This is a genomic window from Tenacibaculum finnmarkense genomovar ulcerans (genome assembly GCF_900239495.1).
GTDB classification, from domain to species: domain Bacteria; phylum Bacteroidota; class Bacteroidia; order Flavobacteriales; family Flavobacteriaceae; genus Polaribacter; species Polaribacter ulcerans.
Genome location: NZ_OENE01000015.1, coordinates 362,027 through 380,182, shown reverse-complemented (window position 1 = coordinate 380,182; position 18,156 = coordinate 362,027). Strand labels below are relative to the sequence as shown.

Annotated in this window: 13 protein-coding genes; 8 read left to right on the top strand and 5 right to left on the bottom strand. The window is 31.1% G+C overall.

The features are described 5' to 3' along the window. Positions 1 to 4: 4 nt before the first annotated feature. The 3 genes from DPIF8902391_RS06795 to DPIF8902391_RS06785 all read left to right on the top strand — a co-directional run bounded on the left by DPIF8902391_RS06795 (position 5) and on the right by DPIF8902391_RS06785 (position 4,124). Positions 5 to 1,375: a peptide MFS transporter gene (locus DPIF8902391_RS06795; RefSeq protein WP_172505387.1), complete on the top strand. Its 1,371-nt coding sequence runs from the start codon at positions 5 to 7 to the stop codon at positions 1,373 to 1,375. A 17-nt stretch (positions 1,376 to 1,392) separates the two neighbouring features. Next, entirely contained in the window at positions 1,393 to 3,507 is a 2,115-nt protein-coding gene (locus tag DPIF8902391_RS06790; RefSeq protein ID WP_172505386.1) for a peptide MFS transporter, read from the top strand. A 98-nt stretch (positions 3,508 to 3,605) separates the two neighbouring features. Further along, positions 3,606 to 4,124: a thioredoxin family protein gene (locus DPIF8902391_RS06785; protein WP_058885825.1), complete on the top strand. Its 519-nt coding sequence runs from the start codon at positions 3,606 to 3,608 to the stop codon at positions 4,122 to 4,124. A 17-nt stretch (positions 4,125 to 4,141) separates the two neighbouring features. Here DPIF8902391_RS06785 and DPIF8902391_RS06780 read toward each other — a convergent pair whose 3' ends face one another. The 4 genes from DPIF8902391_RS06780 to DPIF8902391_RS06765 all read right to left on the bottom strand — a co-directional run bounded on the left by DPIF8902391_RS06780 (position 4,142) and on the right by DPIF8902391_RS06765 (position 11,806). After that, a complete protein-coding gene (locus tag DPIF8902391_RS06780; protein WP_172505385.1) occupies positions 4,142 to 6,166 on the bottom strand; it encodes a ComEC/Rec2 family competence protein in 2,025 nt (674 codons plus the stop codon). 497 nt (positions 6,167 to 6,663) lie between these two features. Beyond that, on the bottom strand, positions 6,664 to 7,728 hold the full coding sequence (locus tag DPIF8902391_RS06775; RefSeq protein ID WP_172505384.1) for a type I restriction endonuclease: 1,065 nt from the start codon (positions 7,726 to 7,728) through the stop codon (positions 6,664 to 6,666). A gap of 505 nt (positions 7,729 to 8,233) precedes the next feature. Further along, on the bottom strand, positions 8,234 to 9,928 hold the full coding sequence (gene lysS, locus DPIF8902391_RS06770; RefSeq protein ID WP_058886308.1) for a lysine--tRNA ligase: 1,695 nt from the start codon (positions 9,926 to 9,928) through the stop codon (positions 8,234 to 8,236). Positions 9,929 to 10,297: 369 nt separating this feature from the next. Then, entirely contained in the window at positions 10,298 to 11,806 is a 1,509-nt protein-coding gene (locus DPIF8902391_RS06765; protein ID WP_058885823.1) for a GH3 auxin-responsive promoter family protein, read from the bottom strand. A gap of 76 nt (positions 11,807 to 11,882) precedes the next feature. Here DPIF8902391_RS06765 and DPIF8902391_RS06760 point away from each other — a divergent pair, with 76 nt between their 5' ends. Then, positions 11,883 to 12,683 carry a DUF2797 domain-containing protein gene (locus tag DPIF8902391_RS06760; RefSeq protein WP_101903142.1) on the top strand — a complete coding sequence of 267 codons (801 nt, stop codon included), beginning with the start codon at positions 11,883 to 11,885 and terminating at the stop codon, positions 12,681 to 12,683. A gap of 156 nt (positions 12,684 to 12,839) precedes the next feature. Here DPIF8902391_RS06760 and DPIF8902391_RS06755 read toward each other — a convergent pair whose 3' ends face one another. Then, positions 12,840 to 14,972 (bottom strand): carboxy terminal-processing peptidase, encoded by a 2,133-nt coding sequence (locus DPIF8902391_RS06755; protein WP_172505383.1) that lies wholly within the window; start codon positions 14,970 to 14,972, stop codon positions 12,840 to 12,842. Positions 14,973 to 15,258: 286 nt separating this feature from the next. Here DPIF8902391_RS06755 and surE point away from each other — a divergent pair, with 286 nt between their 5' ends. The 4 genes from surE to DPIF8902391_RS06735 are packed head-to-tail and all read left to right on the top strand — an operon-like array spanning position 15,259 to position 18,036. Beyond that, on the top strand, positions 15,259 to 16,029 hold the full coding sequence (gene surE, locus DPIF8902391_RS06750) for a 5'/3'-nucleotidase SurE (RefSeq protein WP_058885820.1): 771 nt from the start codon (positions 15,259 to 15,261) through the stop codon (positions 16,027 to 16,029). After that, positions 16,017 to 16,304, top strand: a complete 288-nt coding sequence (locus tag DPIF8902391_RS06745; RefSeq protein WP_058885819.1) for a hypothetical protein — start codon at positions 16,017 to 16,019, stop codon at positions 16,302 to 16,304. The genes surE and DPIF8902391_RS06745 overlap by 13 nt, the downstream gene beginning before the upstream one ends. A 3-nt stretch (positions 16,305 to 16,307) precedes the next feature. Beyond that, entirely contained in the window at positions 16,308 to 17,420 is a 1,113-nt protein-coding gene (gene lpxB, locus DPIF8902391_RS06740) for a lipid-A-disaccharide synthase (protein ID WP_172505382.1), read from the top strand. Between the two features lie 31 nt (positions 17,421 to 17,451). Continuing rightward, positions 17,452 to 18,036, top strand: coding sequence for a C40 family peptidase (locus DPIF8902391_RS06735; RefSeq protein WP_172505381.1), 585 nt, complete (start codon positions 17,452 to 17,454; stop codon positions 18,034 to 18,036). Positions 18,037 to 18,156 lie beyond the last annotated feature (120 nt).

The following is an 18,156-nucleotide window of genomic DNA, read 5'->3' as shown; positions in this document are numbered from 1 at the left end:
AAATATGAACACTGTAAAACAAGATGAGTTTTTAGGACATCCTAAAGGTTTATATGTATTATTTTTCGTGGAAATGTGGGAGCGTTTTTCGTATTATGGTATGAGAGCAATTTTAACATTGTATTTAGCGGCACCGATATTGTTAGGAAATCCACAATCTGGTTTTGGTTGGTCAAACGCCGAAACAATTTCTTTTTATGGAACTTATACAATGCTTGCTTATATCACCTCAATACCTGGTGGTTGGATTGCCGATAAATATATAGGACAGAAAAAAGCCGTAATGCTAGGTGGAATATTACTGTGTATTGGGCATGGTATTTTAGCAGTAGATGCACAATGGGCGTTTTTTACAGGCTTATTTTTTATTGTAACGGGTGTTGGTTTTTTAAAACCAAATATTTCAACAATGGTAGGGGGATTATATCCTAAAGGAGATGATAGAAGAGATAAAGCTTTTTATATTTTTTATACCGGAATTAATTTAGGAGCATTTATAGGTGCTTTAGCAGTTGGTATTGTTGCTGCAGCCTACGGATGGCATGCTGGTTTCGGATTGGCAGGTATTGGTATGGCTTTAGGACAGGTTGTTTACATGTATGGAATTAAACATTTAGAAGGTGTTGGTGATTTTATGGGAACACAAGATTCGCCAAATAAAGAATTAATGAAAAAACCATTAACCGCTATTGAAAAAGATAGAATGTTAGTGATGTTTTTATCATTTTTAATCATCATTGTTTTCTGGGGAGCTTTTGAGCAAGCAGGAGGTTTAATGAGTTTATATACCGAACAAAAAACAGATAGATTGTTGTCATTTATAGGATATGAAGTTCCTTCGGCAACTTTTCAGTCAATCAACGCATTTTTTATCATTGTATTTGGTACTGCTGTTGGTGGTTTCTGGTATAAATGGGGTAAAAAAGGAAAAGAATCATCATCATTATTTAAAATGGCGATTGGTGTAATTATTATGGCTTTTGGTTTTTTCTTTATGAGTAAAGCAAGTACCGAAGTGGTAATGAATGGTGATCAAGTAATTGAAAAATCAGCAATGATTTGGTTAGTGTTAGCCTATTTATTTCACACCATTGGTGAACTATGTGCCTCTCCAGTAGCCTTATCATTTATTACAAAATTAGCACCTGTAAAGTATGCTTCATTTATGATGGGAGCTTATTTTGCCGCTACAGGTTTAGGAAATAAAGTTGCAGGTTTAGTAGGTTCAATGTCTGAAGGAGCAGGAGAATTTCAAATATTTACAGGAATTGCAGTTTTCTGTACTCTTTTTGGAATCCTTATCCTTTTAATATTAAAACCATTAAAAAGATTAACTCACGGTGCAGAAGATGCTCAGTTAAATGTAAATAATTAAAATTAAAATATATAATAATGAGTGATACTAAAAAACAAAGTTTTTTTGATACTACTGTCTTAGGACATCCAGCAGGATTATTTGTGCTGTTTTTTACCGAAATGTGGGAGCGTTTCTCTTTTTATGGTATGCGAGTGCTATTAATTAACTTTTTAACCATGAGTCTTATCGGCTTTAACCCAGGTTGGGAGTGGTCGGTTGAAAACGCAGCAGCTTTATTTGGTACTTATGCGATGTCTTTATATTTAACACCAATTTTAGGTGGAGTTATTGCCGATAGATTAACAGGATATCGTTGGGCAGTTGTAATAGGATCTGTAATTATGACACTAGGACACGTTTCTATGGCTTTTGAAACTGAATTTTCACTTTATTTAGGTTTAGGATTGCTAGTATTAGGAACTGGTTTTTTTAAGCCAAATATTAGTTCTATCATTTCTGAGATGTACAAAGAATTACCAGAAAAGAAAGATGGCGCTTACACCATATTTTATATGGGAGTAAATGCAGGAGCTTTTTTTGGAATGATGCTTTGTGGTTATGTTGCCGAAAAAGTAGGATGGGCTTACGGTTTCGGATTAGCAGGAATTTTTATGCTTTTAGGAACACTACAATTTTGGTTAGCAAAACCTTTGTTTGGAACAATAGGAGATGTGCCATCTAAAGTAAAAAAGGAAGTTAATACTGTAAAAGAAACTGCTAAAAAGCAAAGTGAAACAGTACTTGAAACAGAAGAAAAGCCAAACCCTTATACCTTAGTTGATAAAATATTAATTGCTGTTACATCGGTAATTGGTGTTGCGTATGCGTTTAATGATCCTTTAGACAAAATAGGAAACCTTAATTTATTTCCTTTCGAAGTAGCAGGGTTATCAGGGCAATATGCTGTGGCAATATTCGGATTAATATTATTTTTATACCTAGTAATTTCAAGAATATTAAGATACTCTACCGTGGTAAGAGATCAAATGTTTGCTGTAATTATATTTGCTTTTTTTACCGTATTCTTTTGGATGTCTTTTGAACAAGGAGCGTCATCATTAGTAATTTTTGCAAGAGATAATGTTAATAGAGTGTTAACGGGTAATTATGCAGTGCTATTTAATGTTTTAAATACCTTGTTAACAGTTGTTCCGTTATGTATTATTACCTACGTATTATACTTATTAGGTAAGCGTACTTTTAAAATTATACCAGGATCAAATATTGTTTTAATCATTTGTTTTACTGGTGTTTGGGCTGTAGCAGGATGGATGCTTAAAAGAGATCACGACACTACCTCATACGATGTGGTTTATAAAGCTGTGAAAACTGTTAAAACCGATAAAAAAGGTAATAGTTTAAAAGATGAAAAAGGTAACGTGATGTATGCTTATAAGGCAATAACAGAAAGTACTAAATTAGCAGATACTGATGTTGTTGTTGATAAAACGACCTCAATAGGTGAGCCTGTAAAATTAGAAGTAGGCGCTAATATTTTAATGATTCCTAAAGATAAATTTGGAGAAAACTTCGGATATTTAGATGCTGATAGATTAAAACATGCAAAAGAAAGAGCTGAAGAATTACATAAAGATAACGGTATTGTAAAAGCAACCGTAGCATCAATAAACGATAGTGAAATTGAAATAACAGTTTCATGGTTTAGTATTTTAAACTCATTTTTTATTATTGCCTTTGCGTCAATGTTTTCTAAATGGTGGGAAAGTAAATACAATCCTTCAGCAGCAAGTAAATATGCCTTAGGTTTAATTATTATGGCTATTGGTTTTGGTTTACTAGCTTACGGAGCATACGGAGTAAAAGCAGGAGTAAAAGTAAGTATGGTTTGGTTAATATTAGCCTATTTATTTCACACTTTAGGTGAATTATGCTTGTCGCCAGTAGGGTTGTCGTATGTATCTAAATTAGTACCAGCACGTATGATTGCATTAATGTTTGGTATGTGGTATCTTGCAATTGCTATTGGTAATAAACTAGCGGCAGTACTTGGTGGAAGTATAGAAAAAATAACAGAAGCCTATGATTTATCTACCTTCTTTTTAATATTTACGATAGTTCCTTTTGTAGCAGGATTACTAGTACTTTCGTTAAACCCGGTGTTAAAAAAATTAATGCACGGTGTTAAATAATTAAAATATTAAAACATAAACAATTCAAAAACCTGTCAATTTTTAATAATTGACAGGTTTTTTTGTAAATTTGGAATACTTATTGACACTTAACAGATATGAAAAACTTATTTTTAGTATTATTTTTAGCGATTATTTCAGTTAATGTAAACGCCCAAGAAGACGTAAATTGGCTTACTTTTGAAGAAGCTATTGAAAAAAACACCGCAAATCCGAAGCCTATTTTAGTTAGTTTATATACCGATTGGTGCGGTTGGTGTAAAAAGATGGACAAAACAACCTATAAAAATAATGTGCTAGTTAGCTATATTAACAAGCATTATTACGCCGTAAAAATGGATGGCGAAGGTAAAGACGACATCAGTTTTAATGGAACAACCTATAAATATATAAAGCAAGATGGTATGAAATACCACGAGTTAGCCGCTCAAATTATGAAAGGACAAATGAGTTATCCTTCTACGGCATTTTTTGATCCTGAAAAAAGATTAATTCAAACAATTCCAGGTTATTTAGAAAAGCAACGCTTTGAAAAAATAATTAACTTTTTTACAAAAGACACTTACAAGACCACTGAATGGACAACTTTTGAAAAAGAATTTAAAAGTACTATTTAAAAGGTTTTACATCTTATTTATTTAAGGATAAAAGCGCCGTTTTTTCGAGTATCGTAAAACGGCATTTTTTGTTTTTTACAAATAGTTTTCCAAAGATTTACATCACTTTTGTAATTACTAGCATCGGCAATTATTTTCTTCGGATTTAACTTTTTTATCAATCTTTCGAGGTTTATTTTAGGTGATTTTTGTAAGATTACAATTGCGTTTTGAAGTTCTATATTATAAATACCTAAATCATCAACAATTAAAATAGTATCGTTTTTAAAAGCAATAATATTAGGTATTTTATTTAAAAAATCACTATTTATATTTTCGTGAATTCGATAGCTTTTAATACTTCTTTCAGTGGTTATTTTAGAAGAATCTAAATTGTGTAAAACGTTAAAATTACTGCCATTTCGTATTCCTATCATATTTTTTATTCCTTTATTAAAAACAATCAATTCACAGGTTGTTTGTTGCTTGTTTTTTTCAAAAATAAAGGTTATTTGTAACAGCATTATCGAGCCAAGCAATAACATAAATTGTTTGGCTTTTTTGTTGATAATAAATTGATACGTAAAAATAATAACAACATACCAAAGTATCATCTTATAAAAAGACATGGATATTTCTTGAAATAAAAACTGTTCTTGATTGGCAATTAAAGCCACCATTTTATTCATTAATAAAATAATCCATCCGTAGAAATCGAACAAAATTTGTAAGGGTATTTTTAAAAGAGCAAGAACTATAATTAAAATCCCACCGATTAAAATACTTCCTAAAAAAGGAATAATTAATAGGTTTGCAATAAAAAATAAGCCAGGAAATTGATGAAAATAATACAAACTTATGGGTAATATTCCTATTTGTGCAGCAATAGAAACGGTTAATAAACGCCAAAATTTATCTAACAGCCAAAACTTAGAAATCCATAAATTGTAGAGTAGTGGTTGCGTCCAAATAATTCCAAAAACCGCCAAATAACTTAGTTGAAAACCAACATCAAATAGAAATAAGGGTTTTAGCAATAACAAAAAAAGCATCGAACTAATTAACGAATACTCTACCACTTTTTTTCTTTTGAAAGAAGCACCAACGGCAACAAAGGTAAACATGGTAACCGCCCGAACCACCGAAGCCGATAATCCTGCGATAAAAGCGAACATCCACAACAATATTAAAATAATAATTGTTTTAAAAAGCAGCCCATTTTTAAGCCGCTCTATCGGTTTGAATAGGCTGTTTAATAACAGGAATAAAATTCCAATATGTAAGCCTGAAATAGCCAAAATATGAACCGCTCCCGCATTAGTATAATTTTGAAGTAAATTTTTGGAGATGTTTTTTCGTTGCCCTAAAAGCAGGGCGTTAATTACCGATAATTCCTCTTTTTTAAAGCCTTTCTCTTTTAAAGAAGTTTGAATATTGTTTCTAAATTGTTCAGACACACCATAAATGGATGTTTTTCCTTCCGCTAATTTCTGATAATTAGTAGGATTTATAAAAACCTGTTGATACACATATTTTTTAGCTAAATATTCTCGATAATCAAATTGATATGGGTTTAAAGCGCCTGTTAAATTTTTAAATTCAGCGGTTGTAACAATTAAATCATCCACATTTAAAAGCGTTGAAATACTATCTTTTTTAAGGTTGATTAAAACGTTTCCGATTGTTTTTTTAGTATCAATTTGAATAACATCGGCAATATATTTATGCGCATAATTACTCGTTTTTAAAACTTTGTGTATTTGTATGATGATGTTTGAATTGTCCGTAATATGTTGCTCGTAATAAGAATCATAATTTTTAGGATTGTGTAAAAAAGTAGTTGAAATGCCTATGAAAATAAAAAACAAAAGACTTGTTAGTGTAAAATAAAGTTTCTTTACAGCGTTTTTTTTTAGAAGAAATAAAACACCTATAAAAGCCAACATAAAAAGCACTAAAAAGCTAAAATCATAGCACCAAATAGCGGTATGAAATTGCAATAGAATTCCAATAATAATACAAATCAGAAAATGAAAAGGCAGGTATTGCAGTAGTTTTTTCATAGCTCTTTAAAGTTATTCTTTAAAGTTATGAAAAATAAATTAGTTGCATGTTTAATTTATCTTATTGATTTTTAAATGTTTAAAAATGTTTTAAAGGAGCAAAAAAAACAACCCTTTTTCAGATTGATTTTTACAACAGAAAACCGAATCCGTCAAGCTAAATTTAGTTCAGCTTCGCATCTTTATTTTCCGTAGTTTTTAGCTTTTTGATAAAATAAATTTAGTTTTGAATAAAGATAGCCGAAATTTTCACAATAAAATTAAAATAGTCTTCGAGTAGCAACAAACCTCACAGGTTTTTAAAACTAGTGAGGTCTAAGTTTAACTAAATAATTTAGGTGCTTTATTTTTAAACAAGTTCTCGATACCATTTTTTGAAGGGAAAAATCACTCGAACTGACAATTTCTTTAATTTTCAAACAAGCTTTGATAGATTATCAAACAAAAAAAGCAACCTCAAATGAGATTGCTTTTTTATACTATATGTAAGAAAAAAATTATACTAATTCAACATCATAATTTTCTACGGTTTTTAATAATTGTTTTTCAAAGTCATAAATAGCATCAATAGTTTCGATAGGTATTTTTGTTCCTTTTTTATCTTCATTAAAAACACTAATGTATTTATTTATTCCGTTAAGATGGAGTCTGCAAATCGGTTTTCTATTATTATCATCTAACAAAATACCAAAATAAGATTGGGTATCTCTAAATACAATTCTACTTGTTTTTAGTTTTCGGCGAAGAATAGCAACCACTATTCGATAAGCCTCCATTTCTTCTTCGGTAGTTTCAATTTTGCTTTTAGGCTCTTCTTCGATTTCCTCTTCCTCAATTTTTTGTTTTTCAACCTCTTTGGTTAAAGCTGAATTTAAACGGTCGTTTACTTTTTCGCTAATTATTTGTGTAAAAGCTTTACCAACTATTTCTTTAAATTCTTCCATAATACTTGCGTGTAACCTACCGCTGTAGGCTTTGTTAGCAAATAATTTAACAAATTCATTTGAAGGAGCTTTTAACTCAATATCAATTAAATTTTTTATTTCTCTAGTATATTTTAAATTACTAGCATTGCTAACAATTTTTGAAACATCAAATTTTGATTTGTGAAATTTTTCAATTTCTTTCGAGGTACTTTCTTTTATATTGGTGATGTCAAATTCTAAAAATGGTTTTTCATCCATTTTATTAGAAGCATCTAAATCGGTATAAAATCGGTAAATAATTCCGTTTGTAAGAAGTGCAAATCGTGTTTTTGTTACATGAAAATACCTAAACAATTGAGAATTGTGAACGTTTAAATCTTGTTTCCAATTTTTACACTCTACAATTAAAATAGGTTCTCCATTTTGAAAAATAGCATAATCTACTTTTTCACCTTTTTTAAGCCCTAAATCTGCTGTAAATTCAGGAACAACTTCCAGCGGATTAAAAGCGTCATAGCCTAAAATATTTATGAAAGGCAAAGTGAAAGCATGTTTTGTGCTTTCTTCTGTTTCAATTTTATCTTTTAATAGTAAAACTTTTTCAGCGAGTTCTTTTAGTTGATTGTGTAGTTCCATAGTTTTTATTTAGTTCCATTTATTAGCAATAATAGATAAATGCAAGTCATTATCAGTTACTTACATTCTGTTTAGCCAAGTTAGGATAAAATAAAATAAGAATCAAACAAAAAAAACAACCCTTTTTCAGATTGATTTTTACAACAGAAAACCGAATCCGTCAAGCTGAATTTAGTTCAGCTTCGCATCTTTATTTTCCGTAGTTTTTAGCTTTTTGATAAAATAAATTCAGTTTTGAATAAAGATAGCCGAAATTTTCACAATAAAATTAAAATAGTCTTCGAATAGCAACAAACCTCATAGGTTTTTAAAACCTGTGAGGTCTAAGTTTAACTAAATAATTTAGGTGCTTTATTTTCAAACAAGTTCTCGATACCATTTTTTGAAGGGAAAAAATCACTCGAACTGACAATTTATTTAATTTTCAAACAAGCTTTGATAGATTATCAAACAAAAAAAGCAACCTCAAATGAGATTGCTTTTTTATAGTATATGTAAGAAAAAATTACACTAATTCAACAAATAAACCTTCTTCAGTTTTTTCAACTTTCGCTAATTTATTTTTAGTTAAACCTTTAATTGTTTTATCCCATTTTTTGTTAGACAAACTCGATTGTATCTTTAAATTATTCAAATCTATTCTTTCAGATTTTTCAATAATCGCTAAAACCGCTTTTTCATCGTCACTTAATTCAACAGAAGGTGCTTTTTTCTCAGGTCTCATTTGAGGAAAAAACAACACTTCTTGAATAGACGCATTATTGGTTAAATACATAATTAACCTGTCCATTCCGATTCCTAAACCAGAAGTAGGAGGCATTCCGTATTCTAAAGCACGTAAAAAGTCATTATCGATAAATTCCGAAGCTTCATCATCACCACGTTCGGCTAATTTTAACTGCGCTTCAAAACGTTCACGTTGGTCAATCGGGTCGTTTAATTCAGAATATGCATTTGCAATTTCTTTACCACAAACCATTAATTCAAAACGCTCTGTTAATTCAGGATTATCTCTATGTTCCTTACATAAAGGAGACATTTCCTTCGGATAATCAGTAATAAAAGTAGGCTGAATGTAATTTCCTTCACATTTTTCACCGAACATTTCATCAATTAATTTTCCTTTACCCATGGTTGCATCCACTTCGATACCCATTTCTTTGGCAGCCTCAAAAAGCTCCGTTTCCGATTTTCCGTTAATATCAAAACCAGTAAAATGTTTGATAGAATCCGCCATAGTAACTCTTGCGTATGGCGCTTTAAAATCAATCTTATGCTCTCCAAAAGTTGCTTCACTCGTTCCGTTTACCGCAATCGCACAATGTTCTAATAACTTTTCGGTAAAGTCCATCATCCAATTGTAGTCTTTATAAGCTACATAAATTTCCATAGCAGTAAATTCAGGATTATGCGTTCTGTCCATCCCTTCATTTCTGAAGTTTTTAGAAAACTCATAAACACCATCAAAACCACCAACAATTAAACGTTTTAAATATAATTCGTTCGCAATACGCATATATAAAGGCACATCTAAAGCATTGTGATGTGTCATAAAAGGTCTTGCAGAAGCACCACCAGCAATAGGCTGTAAAATTGGCGTTTCAACTTCAAAATAACCAGAATCGTTAAAAAAGTTACGCATTGCAGTAAATAACTTTGTACGCTTTACAAACACTTCTTTTACATGCGGATTTACCACTAAATCAGCATAACGCTGACGGTAACGCATCTCAGGATCTGTAAAAGCATCATAAGTAACACCATCTTTTACCTTTGGCATTGGCAAAGGTTTTAAAGATTTGCTCAATAATTTAAAAGATTTTACTTTTACTGTTTTTTCACCAACTTTTGTGGTAAATAACTCACCTTCAACACCGATAAAATCACCTAAATCTAATAATTTTTTAAAAACATCATTATATAAAGTTTTATCTTCTCCAGTACAAATTTCATCTCTATTAAAATAAAGTTGAATTCTACCTTCACTATCTTGTAATTGTGCAAAAGAAGCTTTTCCTTGTATATTGATAGCCATTAATCGCCCAGCAATAACTACCTGTTTATCTTGCGCAAAGTTTTCTTTTATTTCTTTAGAATTAGAATCTAATGGGAATAAATCAGCAGGATATGGGTTGATACCTAATTCACGTAATTTCCCTAATTTTTCTCTACGTACAACTTCTTGTTCTGATAATTGCATGGCTTGTTTTTTTTATTTTTAATGAAGGAGCAAAGATACAATCAATTGAAATAGTACACAATGATTAACAAAATCACCTTTTTTGTTAAAAAACGAAAAAATTTTGGTAAATGTATAAAAAAGTGTATATTTGCAGGCTGATTTTTTTTTAAAGGTCAGCAATTTAGTTGTGTTGTTAGGCACTTTAAATAGTGTCATGGTTTTGTTAACCAATGGAAAGCTTCCCTGAGATGGGTCGCTTTTTTTTGTGCTAAACTTTAATTTTTGAAGCAATTTCCCGCTTTCCGCACTCGCTCTTTTTTTGAAGAAAAATCAAAAAAAGGAGCTCAAACAATTGCTTCAATCGGGGCTAGGCATTTAGTTTTTTAATTATAATTCGAGTAATTCTTCTACAAAATTACGAGAATTAGACAAACGAGGCACTTTATGTTGCCCGCCTAACTTTCCTTTTTTAGTAAACCAATCGTAAAATAAATTTTTACGCGCTATGTGTATTATTGGCATTGCTAAAGTCATATTATTATAGCGTTTAGCCTCGTAATCAGAATTTATCTTCTTTAAATTATCGTCTAATAATTCGGTAAAATACGCCATATTTTCAGGTAAATTATCAAACTCGATAATCCATTGATGTCCGCCACTTTTTTTATCAACCATAAAAATAGGACCAACCGTATATTCTTTAATACTTGCTTTTGTTTTTTTGCAGGCAATTTTTAAGGCATCTTCGGCATTTTCAATAATTAACTCTTCGCCAAAAACATTAATATGATGTTTGGTGCGTCCTGTAATTTTTATACGATACGGATTTGTGTTGGTAAAACGAACAGTATCACCAATTAAATAACGCCATAAACCGCTATTTGTGGTAATTATAATGGCGTAATTAACACCTGTTTTTACTTCCGATAACGGAATTGCAGTAGAATTTTCGCCGTCATATTGTGTCATTGGAATAAATTCATAAAAAATACCATAGTCTAGCATTAGTAGTAATTCATCTGAATTATTTACATCCTGAATAGCAAAAAAACCTTCCGAAGCATTATAGGTTTCGTAGTATTTAAACTCTTTTTTAGGAATTAATTTTTGATACTGCTCACGGTAAGGGCTAAAATTTACGCCACCATGAAAATAAACCTCCAAATTAGGCCAAACCTCCAATATATTATCTTTTCCTGTTTTTTCTAAAACCCTATTTAAAAGCACTAACATCCAACTAGGAACGCCTACTAAGCTGGTAATATCTTCATCAATAGTTTCATCAATAATAGCCTCCATTTTGGTTTCCCATTCTGCCATTAAAGAAACTTCGTGGCTAGGAGCGGAGCTAAAATCGGCCCAAAAAGGTAGGTTTTTAGTTAAAATTGCCGATAAATCACCAAAAGATGAATTGTTGTTTTCGTAAATAGCCGTGCTACCGCCTAATTTTAAGCCTTTTCCTTTAAACATTTTCGAATTTTCATTGTTCGAAACATACAAACACAACATGTCTTTCCCTGCCTTTAAATGACAATCTTCAATTGCCTGATTGCTAACAGGAATAAATTTACTTTTCGCATTGGTTGTTCCACTACTTTTTGCAAACCAACGAATAGGCGTAGGCCAAAATAGGTTTTGTTCTCCTTTTCGGCAGCGTTCAATAAGCGGTTCGATGCTTTCATATTTTTGTATCGGCACATTTTTTGAAAAATCAGCATAGTTTTCTATGGATAAAAAATTATGTGAAGCTCCAAATTCGGTATTTTTAGCTGTGTTTATTAATTTTAGAAGCAATTCATTTTGAACATCAATAGGATATTTTAAAAATAATTCTACTTGGTGTTTACGCTTTTTTAAAAACCAAGAAATGATTGAATTTATAAATGGAAACGACATAGGTTACAACTTAATTCGATTTAATTCAGTTTTTTTACTGTAATTTTGTAAGGTTAAAAGTAATAAAATTTAAGACATGGAATACCAAGGAGTTTTAAAAAAAATGCGCACTGAAAATTTAGATACAGTTCAGTATTATTTAGATATGAAAACTGATTTTATAAATATGAATCAGTTGTTACAGAACAAAATAACGCTAAGTTTTGCAGGGTATGAATGTTTAAATTGTCATTTAGAAAAAGAAATATATCGTCAAGGGTTTTGTAAAAAGTGTTTTTTTGAAACGCCAAATGCTGGCGATTGGATTATGCGCCCTGAATTAAGTAAAGCTCATTTAGATATTCAAGATAGAGATTTAGCTTATGAAAAAAGTGTACAATTAAAACCACATATTGTGTATTTAGCCAATTCTAGCAATGTAAAAGTGGGGGTTACTAGAAAAACACAAGTGCCAACTCGTTGGATAGATCAAGGAGCACACGAAGCTATTGAAATCGTTGAAGTGCCAAACAGGTATTTAGCAGGAATTACAGAGGTTGCTTTAAAAGCACATGTTGCCGATAAAACCAATTGGCGAAAAATGCTAAAAAACGATATTGAAGATGAAAGTTTGCTATCTTGGAAAGAGAAATTAAAAGAATTTATTCCTGAACAAGCACAGCAATATATTATTGAAAATAATAAAGAAACGGCAATTAATTTTCCTGTTGATAAATATCCTTTAAAACCAAAGAGTTTAAATATTGTAAAATCAGAAACTTATACGGGAGTTTTAGTTGGAGTAAAAGGGCAGTATTTAATTTTTGAAGACGATACTGTTTTTAATGTACGTTCTAACGAAGGTTTGGTGGTTAAACTAGAAGTGTTAAGTGAGTAAAAATGCCTAGCCCCGATTGAAGCAATTGTTTGAGCTCTTTTTTATTTTTAAAAAATAAAAAAAGCGAGTGCGTAAAGCGGGAAGTTGCTTCAAAAAAAATAAGAATTTAAAATATTAAAAAAGAGACTACTTTTTAGCAGTCTCTTTTTTATTTAATTATTGTTTTACAAGCGTGTAATTTCGATTCATTTTTAATTCACTTAAAACATTTAAAGCTTCGTTTAAATAAATATCTTTCTTTAAATTTTTATGCCAAACCACACGTTTTTCTTTTAAAACAGTGTCTTTTGTAAAAAGATTTACTTCGTATTTAGGCGAATTAAAAGTTAAGTTAGAATCGAATTTAAAGATGTCTTTAAATAATTCACCTTCTTTAATTTTTTTAGTGCTTTCCTTTTTAAAAGTACTATATTTTAATGAATAGACTCTTTCTTCCTGATTTTTCTTTAGCCATTTTGCGTATTTATTAATTTTATTAAAATGGTCATTTTCTAATACACGTTGCTTGCTATTATAAACAGCATCGTTAAAATTACTATACGAATTTGTTGGGTTATAATCGGCTTGTAGCACTTTATCCCAAGGCAAGGCACCGTCTAAATCACGTTCGCCAAATTTCATATAGCTATATCTGGTAGGTAATGAAATATCAGAATAAACACCTTCAATTTGAGTAGAACCACCGTTAATTCTATAAAATTTTTGAATGGTCATTTTTAAGGCGCCTAAATCGCTTGGATATTTTTCATAAAAACGATTAATTGGCATCACATTTTGAACAGTTCCTTTTCCGTAAGTTTGTTTTCCGCCAATAATAACACCACGTTTATAGTCTTGCATTGCAGCGGCAAAAATTTCAGAAGCCGAAGCCGAAAACTCATTCACCATAACTACCAAAGGACCGTTCCACTGTATTTTTGAATCGGTATCGTTTTTAATTAAAGGATCTTCTCCACGGTATTTTACTTGTACAATAGGACCTTTTTTAATAAATAATCCGCCAATTTCGATGGCTGTTTTTAACGATCCTCCGCCGTTGTCACGCAAATCAACAATAATTCCTTTTACGTTTTCACTCTTTAAACGCTCAATTTCTTGCTCCATATCTTTAGCAGCATCTCTACGGCTTAAATCATTGAAATCAATATAAAATCGTGGCAGGTCGATAACGCCATATTTTTGACCATTTTTTTCAACAATACTCGATTTTACAAAGGTTTCATCTAATTCAACAACATCTCTAATAATTGGAATAATTTTGGTTGATCCGTCAATTTTTTTCTTAACCGTTAAACGAACTTCTGTTCCTTTTTTTCCTTTGATAAATTTAATGGCATCGTCTAAGCGCATTCCTACAATATCTAAAGGTTCAGCATCGCCTTGGGCTACTTTTAAAATAATATCTTCAGGTTCTAATTCGCCTTGTTTCCATGCCGGACCGCCTGAAATTAGCTCTACAATATGTGTGTACATTCCTTTTTTTTGTAAACGAGCGCCAATTCCTTCTAGTTTACCCGACATTTCTTGGTCAAAACGAGATTTTATTCTTGGCGACATATACGTAGTATGAGGGTCAAAACCGCTAACCACACTGTTTAAAAAGGTAGAATACCAATCAGAATTTTCAAGCTCATCAATACGCTCATATAATTCGTTCATGTTTTTTAAAACTTCTTTTCGAGCCTCAATTTCTAGCTGATAGAATTTTTTAAGCTTTAATTTCTTATCTTTTTTAGCTTTTTTATTTTGTGTATCATCGGCGTCTTCAATTCTGCTTAATATTGATAATTTAAGCTGTTTTCTCCAATAATCAACCAATTCGCTTTCATTTTTAGCAAACGGAATTTTTTCGTAATCAACATTAATTACTTCATTTTTTTTGTAATTAAAAGGTTGGGCTAATAAAGCACGGTAATTATTTTTTGCGGCAGTTAATTTTTCTAAAAACCGATTGTAAACCAATTTGTAAAAATGAATTTCTGTGTTTTTTAATTGATCGTCTATCTGATACTTAAATTGCGAAAATTCGGTTAAATCTTCTTGAGTAAAATACCGTTTATTAGGGTCTAAACCGTCTATGAAAGAGGTGTAAACATGTTCGGAAAATTCATCATTTAATTCTTTTTGAACATAATGATATCGACTTAAAATATTTTTTAAAACATATACAATTACCCGATCTTTTTCAGGGTCTTTGTTGGGGTTTTTATCTGAAGTTGTATTTGAATAAATGGTGTTTGAAAAAAATACAATAACGGCTAAAAATGGAATGATAAATTTCTTCTTCATATCTCTTCTATATTTTTAATGATGTACTTAGCATTGCTAATCTACTAAAATAATGCCAATTTATTAATTTTGATGTTTTTTATAACAACTTCTTTCCTTTATTTAAAGGAATTATGATCAAAAAAACGTGTTAAGAATATAAATAGATACATATATAATTAATTGTAGCATTTTGTTGGGCTTTGATTCTTACAATTTTACGTATAAAATACAGGTTTTTATCTTTATAAAATGTTAAAATAAGAGTGCTTTTTTTATGTTACATTTGTTGTAAAACTAACACACTATGCAAGAAAGACCCTTAATTTTGGTGACCAATGATGACGGAATTACCGCACCAGGTATTCGTATGCTTATTGAAATAATGAATAAAATAGGCGATGTAGTTGTAGTAGCACCCGATAGCCCACAAAGTGGTATGGGGCATGCCATTACCGTAAATAATGTATTGCATTGTAATCCTATTACAATTGACCAAGGTCCGCAAATAGAATACAGTTGTTCTGGTACGCCTGCCGATTGTGTTAAAATGGCTAAAAATGAAATTTTAAATCGCACGCCCGATTTATGTGTTTCAGGAATCAACCACGGTGCAAATTCCTCTATAAATGTTATTTATTCAGGAACTATGAGTGCTGCTGTTGAAGCGGGTATTGAAGGAATTCCTGCAATTGGTTTTTCGTTATTAGATTTTGACTGGCATGCCGATTTTAGAGCTGCTAAAAAATTCATAGAAAAAATAGTGGTAAATGTACTGGAAAATGGCTTGCCTGATGGGGTGGTTTTAAATGTAAATATTCCAAAATTAAAAGAAGAAGAAATTAAAGGGATTCGTGTTTGTCGTCAGGCAAATGGCTATTGGAAAGAGAGTTTTGACAAACGTAAAAATCCAACGGGTAAAGAATATTATTGGTTATCGGGCGAATTTGTAAATAGAGACAAAGGACAAGATACGGATATTTGGGCGCTAGAAAATAATTTTATTTCAGTAGTTCCTGTGCAATTTGATATGACGGCACATCATGCAATTCAAAAATTAAACTCATGGGACATATAAATAAAGAAGTATTAATCGGTGTTTTAACTGGTTTACTAGCTACGGCTTGTGGTCTTTTTGTGTATTTAGAATTTATTTCGGATGCTACAATTATCGAAACTTTAAAAAAAGTAAAACAAGGGGGTGTTTTAGGGGCTGTACTGGCGTTGGCGGCACTTCCTAATTTATTCGTTTTTTGGGTATTTTTAAAAAAGAAACAAGATTATAGAGCTAGAGGTGTTTTAATAACAACTGTTGCAATAGCAGTAGCGACACTTATTTTAAAATTTGTATAATATATGAAATATTACATTCTTGTAGGCGAGGCTTCGGGTGATTTACACGGAGCCAATTTGATGAAATCTTTATTAAAAGAAGATCCAAAAGCAGACATTCGTTTTTGGGGTGGTGATTTAATGCAAGAAGTAGGCGGAACACTTGTAAAACATTACAAAGAGCGTGCTTTTATGGGCTTTGTTGAGGTGTTGTTAAATTTACCTAAAATACTAGGTATGATGTCTTTTTGTAAAAAAGATATCGCTAGTTTTAAGCCCGATGTAATTCTTTTTATAGATAATTCAGGCTTTAATTTGCGTATTGCTAAATGGGCAAAACAACAAGGTTTTAAAACGAATTATTATATTTCGCCACAAGTTTGGGCAAGTAGAGCGGGTAGGGTAGCCGATATTAAACGCGATGTTGATGCGATGTTTGTAATTCTTCCGTTTGAAAAAGAATTTTATCAAAAATATGATTACCAGGTAACTTTTGTTGGGCATCCGTTAATTGATGGTATTGAAGGCAGAAAACAAATCGATGAAGCGCTTTTTAGAACCACGCATAATTTAGGAGATAAAGATATTATCGCTTTATTGCCAGGAAGTAGAAAGCAAGAAATTACAAAAATGTTATCGGTTATGTTATCTTTAGTCGATGATTTTTCTGAGTATCAGTTTGTGATTGGCGGTGCTCCTAGTCAGCCGTATGAGTTTTATAAAACGATTATTGGTAGTAAAAATGTGAAGTTTATCAACAATAAAACCTACGATTTATTAAGTATTTCAAACACGGCTTTGGTGGGTTCGGGTACGGCAACGCTAGAAACTGCTTTGTTTAAAGTTCCCCAGGTGGTTTGTTATAAAGGAAGTAACATTTCATATCAAATTGCAAAGCGAATTATTACCTTAAAATATATTTCGTTGGTTAATTTGATTATGAATAAAGAGGTAGTTAAAGAACTAATTCAAGACGATTTTACCAAAGAAAATTTATCGAAAGAATTACAACGTATTTTACAACCTGAAGACCGAAAAGAACTGTTTTTAGCTTATTTTGATTTAGAAGAAATGCTAGGAGGAAAAGGAGCATCTGCAAAAACAGCAAAATTAATTGTAAACGGATTAAAAAAGTAATAACTAGTGATAAAAAAGAATACATAGCTTTATGATTAAAAAAATAATATATGTTTTAATAGCTTCTTTTTTAATGATTTCTTGTGGATCATCAAAAAATATAAGCAAATATCATAAAGCGTCAAAATCGATACATAGATCGGTTCGATTGGTAAAATCAACCAAAAAATATCCTAAAAAGACCCCCAAAAAAGCGCCTAAAAAAGTTGTTGTAAAATCGACAAAAACAGCAAGCCTTGCCGATAAAATTATTTGGACAGCGGTAAGTTACAAAGGCGCTCCCTATAAATACGGCGGAACAACCAAACGAGGTATGGATTGTTCTGGTTTAATTTATACCTCTTTTAAACATCGGAAGGTACAAATACCAAGGTCGTCGGGTCAAATGTATGCCAAAGGCTATCAGGTTTCACTTAAAAAAGTAAAACGTGGCGATTTATTATTTTTTAAAACCGCAAGAAGAAGTGGGCGTGTAAATCATGTTGGTTTGGTTACTTCTGTTAAAAATAGAAATATTCGTTTTATACATGCAAGCACCTCAAGTGGTGTAATGATTAGCTCTTTGCAAGATAATTACTGGCGAAAAACCTTTGTAAAAGCTAAAAGAGTTTTGTAAAATTAGATAAATTGTCAGTTCGAGTGATTTTTTTTCTTCAAAAAAATAGTATCGAGAAGGTATTTATCATCAAAAGAAATGAAGATAAAAGATTCAAATTATCGATACACTTTTAATTAC

Coding starts and splice junctions, on each gene's coding strand:
- DPIF8902391_RS06795 (WP_172505387.1), top strand. CDS start 5: ATGAACACTGTAAAACAAGATGAGTTTTTAGGACATCCTAAAGGTTTA.
- DPIF8902391_RS06790 (WP_172505386.1), top strand. CDS start 1,393: ATGAGTGATACTAAAAAACAAAGTTTTTTTGATACTACTGTCTTAGGA.
- DPIF8902391_RS06785 (WP_058885825.1), top strand. CDS start 3,606: ATGAAAAACTTATTTTTAGTATTATTTTTAGCGATTATTTCAGTTAAT.
- DPIF8902391_RS06780 (WP_172505385.1), bottom strand. CDS start 6,166: ATGAAAAAACTACTGCAATACCTGCCTTTTCATTTTCTGATTTGTATT.
- DPIF8902391_RS06735 (WP_172505381.1), top strand. CDS start 17,452: ATGATTAAAAAAATAATATATGTTTTAATAGCTTCTTTTTTAATGATT.
- DPIF8902391_RS06745 (WP_058885819.1), top strand. CDS start 16,017: ATGGGACATATAAATAAAGAAGTATTAATCGGTGTTTTAACTGGTTTA.
- DPIF8902391_RS06775 (WP_172505384.1), bottom strand. CDS start 7,728: ATGGAACTACACAATCAACTAAAAGAACTCGCTGAAAAAGTTTTACTA.
- lysS (WP_058886308.1), bottom strand. CDS start 9,928: ATGCAATTATCAGAACAAGAAGTTGTACGTAGAGAAAAATTAGGGAAA.
- lpxB (WP_172505382.1), top strand. CDS start 16,308: ATGAAATATTACATTCTTGTAGGCGAGGCTTCGGGTGATTTACACGGA.
- DPIF8902391_RS06755 (WP_172505383.1), bottom strand. CDS start 14,972: ATGAAGAAGAAATTTATCATTCCATTTTTAGCCGTTATTGTATTTTTT.
- surE (WP_058885820.1), top strand. CDS start 15,259: ATGCAAGAAAGACCCTTAATTTTGGTGACCAATGATGACGGAATTACC.
- DPIF8902391_RS06760 (WP_101903142.1), top strand. CDS start 11,883: ATGGAATACCAAGGAGTTTTAAAAAAAATGCGCACTGAAAATTTAGAT.
- DPIF8902391_RS06765 (WP_058885823.1), bottom strand. CDS start 11,806: ATGTCGTTTCCATTTATAAATTCAATCATTTCTTGGTTTTTAAAAAAG.